This window comes from Streptomyces sp. NPDC000134 (assembly GCF_042899225.1).
In the GTDB taxonomy this organism is placed as follows: domain Bacteria; phylum Actinomycetota; class Actinomycetes; order Streptomycetales; family Streptomycetaceae; genus Streptomyces.
Genome location: NZ_JBIAZN010000038.1, coordinates 20,126 through 27,588, shown reverse-complemented (window position 1 = coordinate 27,588; position 7,463 = coordinate 20,126). Strand labels below are relative to the sequence as shown.

Annotated in this window: 5 protein-coding genes and 1 pseudogene; 2 read left to right on the top strand and 4 right to left on the bottom strand. The window is 69.6% G+C overall.

All coding sequences use genetic code 11. The features are described from left to right. The first annotated feature begins 123 nt into the window (after positions 1-123). A complete protein-coding gene (locus tag ACFY32_RS33505; RefSeq protein ID WP_390676294.1) occupies positions 124-3,033 on the top strand; it encodes a BTAD domain-containing putative transcriptional regulator in 2,910 nt (969 codons plus the stop codon). 53 nt (positions 3,034-3,086) lie between these two features. Here ACFY32_RS33505 and ACFY32_RS33500 read toward each other — a convergent pair whose 3' ends face one another. From ACFY32_RS33500 to ACFY32_RS33490, 3 genes are all read right to left on the bottom strand, one after another. After that, positions 3,087-3,986 carry an integrase core domain-containing protein gene (locus ACFY32_RS33500; RefSeq protein ID WP_359204852.1) on the bottom strand — a complete coding sequence of 300 codons (900 nt, stop codon included), beginning with the start codon at positions 3,984-3,986 and terminating at the stop codon, positions 3,087-3,089. After that, entirely contained in the window at positions 3,983-4,327 is a 345-nt protein-coding gene (locus ACFY32_RS33495; protein ID WP_359204858.1) for a transposase, read from the bottom strand. The genes ACFY32_RS33500 and ACFY32_RS33495 overlap by 4 nt, the downstream gene beginning before the upstream one ends. Positions 4,328-4,938: 611 nt before the next feature. Beyond that, positions 4,939-5,373 carry a hypothetical protein gene (locus tag ACFY32_RS33490; protein WP_359204855.1) on the bottom strand — a complete coding sequence of 145 codons (435 nt, stop codon included), beginning with the start codon at positions 5,371-5,373 and terminating at the stop codon, positions 4,939-4,941. Positions 5,374-5,993: 620 nt separating this feature from the next. Here ACFY32_RS33490 and ACFY32_RS33485 point away from each other — a divergent pair. Continuing rightward, a pseudogene (locus ACFY32_RS33485) lies at positions 5,994-6,314 on the top strand (MFS transporter); the annotation flags it as partial. A 254-nt stretch (positions 6,315-6,568) separates the two neighbouring features. Here the strand turns inward: ACFY32_RS33485 and ACFY32_RS33480 are convergent. Next, on the bottom strand, positions 6,569-7,453 hold the full coding sequence (locus ACFY32_RS33480) for a TniQ family protein (RefSeq protein ID WP_390676293.1): 885 nt from the start codon (positions 7,451-7,453) through the stop codon (positions 6,569-6,571). Positions 7,454-7,463: the final 10 nt, after the last annotated feature.

Genomic DNA, 7,463 nt, shown 5'->3' with positions numbered 1-7,463 from the left:
CCCCGCTACGACGTCGGCAAGACCGTCAAACGCCCCGAGACCCTGAAGGCCATCGGCAAGCCCGGAAGATCTTGGTAGATAAAGAACAAGCTTAGACAGACCTTGAATGGTCAGGTCAGGGTGATGGACGGGCCGGTAGAACGCGGTTCGACCTGGCTCGAGGACGGCGTGGGGACGACGAAGCGGCTCGGGACCGGCCGTGGGGACAGGAGGTTCGGTGTGGTGGCGGTGCGGTTCGCGGTGCTCGGTGACATCGAGGTCCGGGTGGACGGCCGGCCGCTCGATATCGGGCACTTGAGGCAGCGGTCCGTGCTGGCGGCGCTGCTAGTCGACGCCAACCGCACCGTCTCGGTGGACCAACTGGCCGACCGCATCTGGGCGGACCGGCTCCCGCAGCGGTTCCGCTCCACGCTCTACAGCTACCTGTCCCGCTTGCGGCAGGCCCTTGACCGGGGCGACGGCACTGGGGCACGTATCGGGAAGGAACCGGGGGGCTACCAGCTCAGCGTCGACACCTCAGCAGTGGACCTGCACCGGTTCAGGGACCTGGTGGCACAGGCCAGGACTGCCGAGGACGGCGAGCGCGCCGTGGCCCTGTTCGAGGAAGCGCTCGACCTCTGGCGGGCCGAGCCGTTCGCCCCCCTGGACACACCCTGGTTCAGCGCGCTGCGCGAAACCCTCGCCCGTGAACGGCTCGCGGCCGAGCTGGACCGCAACGACCTCGCGCTGCGCCAAGGCCGACATGGCGACTTACTGGCCGAGCTGATCACGAGGGCCGGGACGCACCCGATGGACGAGCGGCTGGCCGGTCAGCTGATACTTGCCCTGTACCGATCCGGGCGGGCGGCCGAAGCCCTGGGGCACTACCGGCGCACCCGGGAACGGCTGGCCGAAGAGCTCGGCGTGGATCCTGGGGCGCCTTTGCAGGAACTGCACCAGCGGATCCTCACGAATGACCCCTCGCTGGCGCCACCACCCGCCCCGGCGGCGGTCGTCTCCCCGCCGCCCGTGCCCCGCCAACTGCCCGCACCGCCGGGGGTGTTCACCGGCCGCGACAAGGAGCTGGAGCAGCTCACCGAAGCCCTGGACGCCTCCGCAGGTACCGCTGGCGGCTCGGGCGGGACCGTGGTGATCTCGGCGATCGGCGGCATCGGCGGCATCGGCAAGACCTGGCTGGCCGTGCGCTGGGCGCACGAGAACGCGTACCGGTTCCCGGACGGGCAGTTGTACGTGAACCTGCGTGGGTTCGACCCAGTCGAGCCGCCGATGCCCACCGCCCTCGCGGTGCGCGCCTTCCTCGATGCGCTGCACGCCGACCCGGACAGCATCCCGACGGACCCGGACGCACAGACCGCGCGGTACCGGAGCCTGGTCGCCGGGCGGCGCATGCTGATCCTCCTGGACAACGCCCGTGACACCGACCAGGTCCGTCCCCTGCTGCCGGGCACCCCTTCGTGCACCGTTCTGATCACCAGCCGCAACCGTCTGACCGCACTAGTGGCAACGCACGCCGCCCAGATGCTGCCCCTCGACGTCCTCGGCCGGGACGAGGCGCGCGACCTGTTGGTCAGCCACCTCGGCGCACCCCGGATCGCAGCCGAACCCGAGGCGGCGGCCGCCCTGATGGACCACTGCGCGGGGCTGCCGCTGGCCCTGGGCATCGTAGCCGCCCGCGCCGCCACCCACCCGGACTTCCCGCTAGCCGTCCTGGCCACGGAACTGACCCAGGCCGCCGACCGCCTCGACGCGCTGGACATCGGCGATCTCACCGCCAGCCTCCGCGCGGCCTTCGCCGCCTCCCACCGCGCGCTCACCTCGCCGGCCGGCACTCTGTTCGTCCTCCTCGGCCTGGCCCCCGGCCCGGACATCAGCCTGGCCGCGGCGGCGAGCCTCGCCGCGCTGTCCCCGGCCCGAGCCCGGGTTCTGCTGATGGAGCTGGAATCAGCCCACCTGGTGCGGCAGAACTGCCCAGGCCGCTACCGGATGCATGACCTGGTCCGTCTGTACTCCGCCGAACTCGCCCACCAGCAGCCCAGCCAGGACCAAGAGGCCGCCCTGACCCGGCTCGTCGAGTTCCATGTGCACACCGCCTACGCAGCCAACCGGCTCTTGGACGGCCCGAACACGCCGTTCGCCTTCCGGCTGGAGCCGCCGGCATCCGGATGCGGCCCGCTGAGCCCGGCGGACACCATGGCCGCGCTCCGGTGGTTCGACGAGGAACACGCATGCCTCCTCGCCATCCAGTCCCTCGCCCTGGCCACCGGCCGTCACACCCAGGTGTGGCAACTGGCCTGGTCCCTTATCGCGTACCACCAAGGCGGCTACCACCTGACGGAGTACCTCACCGTCTGGCGGGTCGCCCTGACCGCAGCCGAACGCGACGGCGGCCTCCCCGCACCCAGAGCCCTGGCCCACTGGCGCTACGGCCACGCCTGCTCCCTGACAGGCGACTACGGCGAGGCCCTGGACCAGCTTGCCCTCGCCCTGACCCTGGCCGAACGCACCAACGACACTGCAGGTCAGGCACACATCTGCCGTACCCTCGGCCGGGTCTGGGAACAGTACGGCGACGACGAGCGCGCGCTGGAATACGCACTTCGCGCCCTCGCCCTCTACCAGCAGCTGGACAACCCCGTCTGGCAGGCCAACCAGCTCAACGCCGTCGGCTGGATGCACGCCCAGCTCGGCCGCCATCCGCAGGCGCGTACCTACTGCGAGCAGGCGCTGCGTCTCTACCGCGCACACGGCCGTCCCGCCGACGCCGCCTCCACCCTCGACAGCCTCGGCTACATCGCCCACCACACCGGCCGGCACACGCAGGCCCTGGAGTACTACCAGCAGGCCCTGGCGCTCTTCCGTGAGCACGCGGACTCCTCGAACGAGGCAGACACCCTCGCGAACCTGGCCGAGACCCACCACGACATGGGCCGCCCCGATCTCGCCCGCGAAGCCTGGCAGCAGGCCTTGACGCTGTACCAGGCCCAGAACCGCACCACGCAGGCCGAACAGGTACTGGCCCAACTGCGCGCCTAGCCAGGAGGCAGAGGGCTCGGCTGAGGTTGATCCCCGGGAGCGGATACCGGTTTTCATGCGATGAGTGACAGCGTACGTGTCGTGATCAGTTGTTGTTCGAACTCGGCTGGTGTGAGGTAGCCGAGGGCGCAGTGGCGACGGCGCCGGTTGTAGTACGACAGCCAGCGGAACAGCTCGAGCCGGGTCTGGGCCTTCGAGGTCCAGCGGCACCTGTGGAGCAACTCGCGCTTGAGGTCTTGGAAGAACGACTCGGCGAGGGCGTTGTCGCAGCTCGAGCCGGTCCGGCCCATGCTGCACCGGATACCGTGCCGACGGCAGACGTCGACGAAGGCGGCCGCGCTGTATTGGGCGCCCCTGTCGGTGGGGAAACGACGCCGTTCACCTGGCTGCCGCGGGCGGCCACGGCCATCTCGATCGCGTCGGTGACCAGCGAGGTGCGCAGGTGGTCGGCGATCGGCCGGCCCGCCACCCGCCGCGGACAAATGTCGGTCACCGTGGCGGAGTAGAGCCACGTCGTGCCGACAGGTATGCAGGTGATGTCGCCCGCACCACCTGGTGTTCAGCCTGTCGGCGGTGAAGTCGCGCATCACCGGGTCCGGCACGGGCGGCGCGGCCCTGTCGGTGATCGTCGTCCGCTTCTTCTTCCGTAGATGCCGGCCGACGATGTGGTTGACCCGCATCAGCCGGGTCACGCGCTTGCGGTCGATCCGGTGTCCACGGGCACGAAGCCCGGCATGGACGCGCGGGGCACCACAGACGCCATGGTGCTCGGCGTGGATGGCGCGTATCTCGGCCACTGTCCGCTTCTCCCCGGCCTGGCGCCCGGCGCGGGCCTGCTCGGTGGCCAGGTGGCGGCAGCAGCCGGCGCGGGACACACCGAGCACCCGGCAGATCCGCTTGACGCCGAAGTCGGCACGGTTGTCGGAGATGAAGTCCCAGCGGCAGGGTGTCACCTCACCTCCCGAGCGAAACAGGTGGCTGCCCGGCGCAGGATCCCGCGCTCCAGGCGCCACTCCTTCTCGGCCTTGAGCAGCCGGACGTTCTCCGCCCGCAGCCGGGCCGGCTCCTCCGCCTCGCCGCCCGTGTCACGGCATCCGGGCACGGCCTGGATCTCGTCCTCACGCACCCACGTCCGCAACGACTCGGCAGTGATGCCGAGACCCGCAGTCACCGCCGCGTACGTCCGCTTGCCCGCTGCAGCACGGCAGAGCCCAACGGCGTCTTTCCGGAACTCCTCCGGGTACGGAGACCTGCGTCCCACCTGAACATCCCTCCCCGGACCATCAAGATCCATTGCCAGGGTGTTCACTCCAAAGGATCAGCCTCACACAGCGCCGTGAACCGACGCCGCTGACTCGTTCGCTTCGCGCAGCGACGTCCGGGTCATTGTCACGTCGACGCCCGCAGGGCCCGGCGGATGCGGCCCCTGCGGGCGTCGAAGCGCAGATCAGGTCGACGGCCGCGTGGCACCGCAGGTCAACTCCAGATGTCGCACCTGCGATCCGTGTTCGCATCGCTGGTGCACGCCCTCATCCAGACGTCACTGGTGGCGAAGGTGAAGGTCGTCCAGTCGGTGTGACTGTTGCCTGCACCAAGCACTTCGTCGAACTTCCGGGCGCCGTCCTGAGGGGTGGAGATCCACGCCTCGGCGCGCCGACCGTCAGCGAGCGTGTCCTTCAGCGTGTAGTTGATCCCGGTGCCGCCCGAGTCCCAGCACATCCTGAACGAAAGGGACGCACCACCGACCGCACTGGTGTTAGACCGGCACTGCTCCTGTGCCTGCGCCGGTGTCACCCCGGCCAGTGCCACCGAGGCGAGCGCGCCCGCCAGGACGATACCCCGACCACGGGGACTCGGTGTACCACGTCGGTACATCGGTACCTTCCTTTCCGGCCTGTGCCCTTGTCAGTCCTGGTAGAAGGTGGTCCAGATGCCGCAGTCGTAGTCGACGCCGCCCTCGGTGAGGCATTCCTTGACCTCGAACTTGTAGGCGCTCGCCGCGTAGTTCCAGGTCGTGCTCTGCACGTCGTTCAGGCCCGACGCGCTCAGATTCTCCTCCCTGACCCCGCCATCGGCGTACGTCGTGCGGATCCGCACGCGGGCGCCGTGGCTGTCCGACTTGGTGTCCTTGATGTTGACGTTGAGGATGTACCGCTCACCCTCCTCGATCGTGCCCCAGGCGTGAGCACCGACCACGTCCGCGGACGTGTACTGGGCCGTCCAGCCGGTGGCCGCATTCGCCGTACCACCCAGGATGCTCACCATCAGCGCGGCGCCCGCGGCGACGACGCCGGCGGTCCGTGCCGCGTTCTTGCAACTGTCACTTACTCGATTGAACATGTTGCCTCCCTCGATCCGTTTTCCGGTTCTGAGCGACTCCGGCACGACCCTCGTACTGCCACGACAACTCCGGAGCGGCGAGAGCCACTCTGCTCGGCCGGGCTGCAAGAAACCTTGGACGAACCTTGAACACCCGCTCCGGCCACCGAGCCGCCCCGCCAACAGCCCTCGCCGTCCCGCGGGGTGGGCATGATGACGCCAGGCAGGTCGCAGTCCCGTACGGCGCCCCCGGCCCAGACGACGTACGCCCAGGCCGGCCGATGATGCCCAGAGCTCGCCGACGCCCATGCCCAGGCCAGGCGCCCGCGGACGGTGCAGCCGTGCTCGGCCAGGAGGGGCTGGACTTGGTGAACGGCCCTGGTGAGAGTGCTGGTGTTGACTCCGAAGAGCTGGGTAGGTGTTTTCGAACCCGGATCGCTGGGCCATCCCGAAGGCCATGCTTGTTCCGTTGTGCTTACCGCGACTGGCCGACGAATTTGGTTGCGGCGGACCGGTGAGCCCGGTGAGGTATCTCCATGGACGGGGCTACTGGGCAGGCGCGACGGGCGAGGGCGGGAAGAGCCGGTTCGGTCACGGGGCAACCGGCTCCATGGCACTCGCTGGCAGTGCTCATGGCCCTGATGCTGGCGGCCTTCACGTTCAACACTGCAGAGAACCTGCCGGTCGGCCTCTTGGAGCTGATCTCCGAGAGCGTTCGGGTGTCCCTGTCAGCCGTCGGTCTCCTGGTCACCGGTTATGGCGTGACGGTGGCCGTCGCGTCTGTTCCACTCGCCCACTTCGTGCGGGCTGTGCCCCGACGTCATGTGCTCACGGGGCTGCTGGCCGCTCTTGTCGTGTCCAGCCTGGTTGCGGCGCTGTCGACCTCCTACTGGCTGCTTCTTGCGGCGCGGCTGCTGACCGCGCTTGCCCAGGCGCTGTTCTGGGCGGTGATGGGGCCGGTGTGGCGTAGCTGTTGCGGCTTCTTAATGATCTTGATTGTGGCCTGCTGTTGCTCAGCTGTACTGAGCGGCATTTCTGTTCCTGTGGTGAGGCTGACGTGATGCCAGAGCGTGGGTGACCGCTGGCACATGGGCTGAGCTGGCCTTTTTGTGCTGCTCAGTGAGCTGAGTGTGGTGTCAGTTTTTGCGCAGGGTGGTTGGCGCGCCTGTAGGTACGGGGAGTTGTCGGGCGATGTGTCGGGGCCGCGTCGGGGCGTTCAGCGGGTGGTGAGGCGTTGCCAGAGCAGGTCGTGGTCGGCGGGTGCGAGGCGGGGCAGGTGCAGGCGGCTGGCCAGGTCGTGGAGGAAGGCGCTCTGCTCTGTGCGTGTCAGGGGGTGCGGGGGCAGGCGGTCGAGGGCCGCGGCGAGGGTGAGGGTCTCGGGGTAGGTGATCAGGTTGCGGCAGGTCAGGGCGGGGGAGGCGGGGCCTGGGGGGATGTGGGGGTTGGCGGTGGTGAGCCGGCCCAGGCGTGTGTGCCAGCGTTCGTGCAGGTGTTGGTGGTGGTCGTACCAGCGTGTGGTGATCGTCGATGCCCAGGTCAGGGAGGTCGCTGTGGGGCGGCGGCGGGCGCGGAGATGGGTCCGTGTGAGTTCGGGGACGGGGCGGATGTCGAGGGGCGCGGGGTGTCTGGGGTCGCTGGCGGCCTGCTGGTGGCGGGTGCAGATCATGATTCTGGGCAGGTCGGGTGCCGGGTGGATCCATGCGGGGACGGTCTGGTGGGGGCTGCGGCGGATGGTGCAGGCGGTGCATGCCGGCAGTGGCTGCAGCGCGGGCGGGGCGGGCTGCCAGCGGGCGGTGGCGGCGTGGGTTGTGCCGATGGCGGCGGGTGGGGGCCGGCGGGGCAGGGCGCGGGCGAGGTGTGTGGGCGGGATGCGGGTGAAGTGGGACAGGCGGCGGGTGGCTTCGTTGCTGAGGTGGATTTCGGTGGCGGGCGGGCCCGTTGAGGCGCCGGTGGCGGTGATGTGCAGGCCGTCGAGGAGTTGGGCGGGGGTGATTTGGTAGGCGGTTGCGAGGCGGGTGAGGTAGGAGGCGGCGCTCTCGCGAGGCAGTGGCCGTACGCGCAGTGCGCCGGGCGGGGTGGGCCACATGGTGCGGGCTCGCACGGCGGGGCGG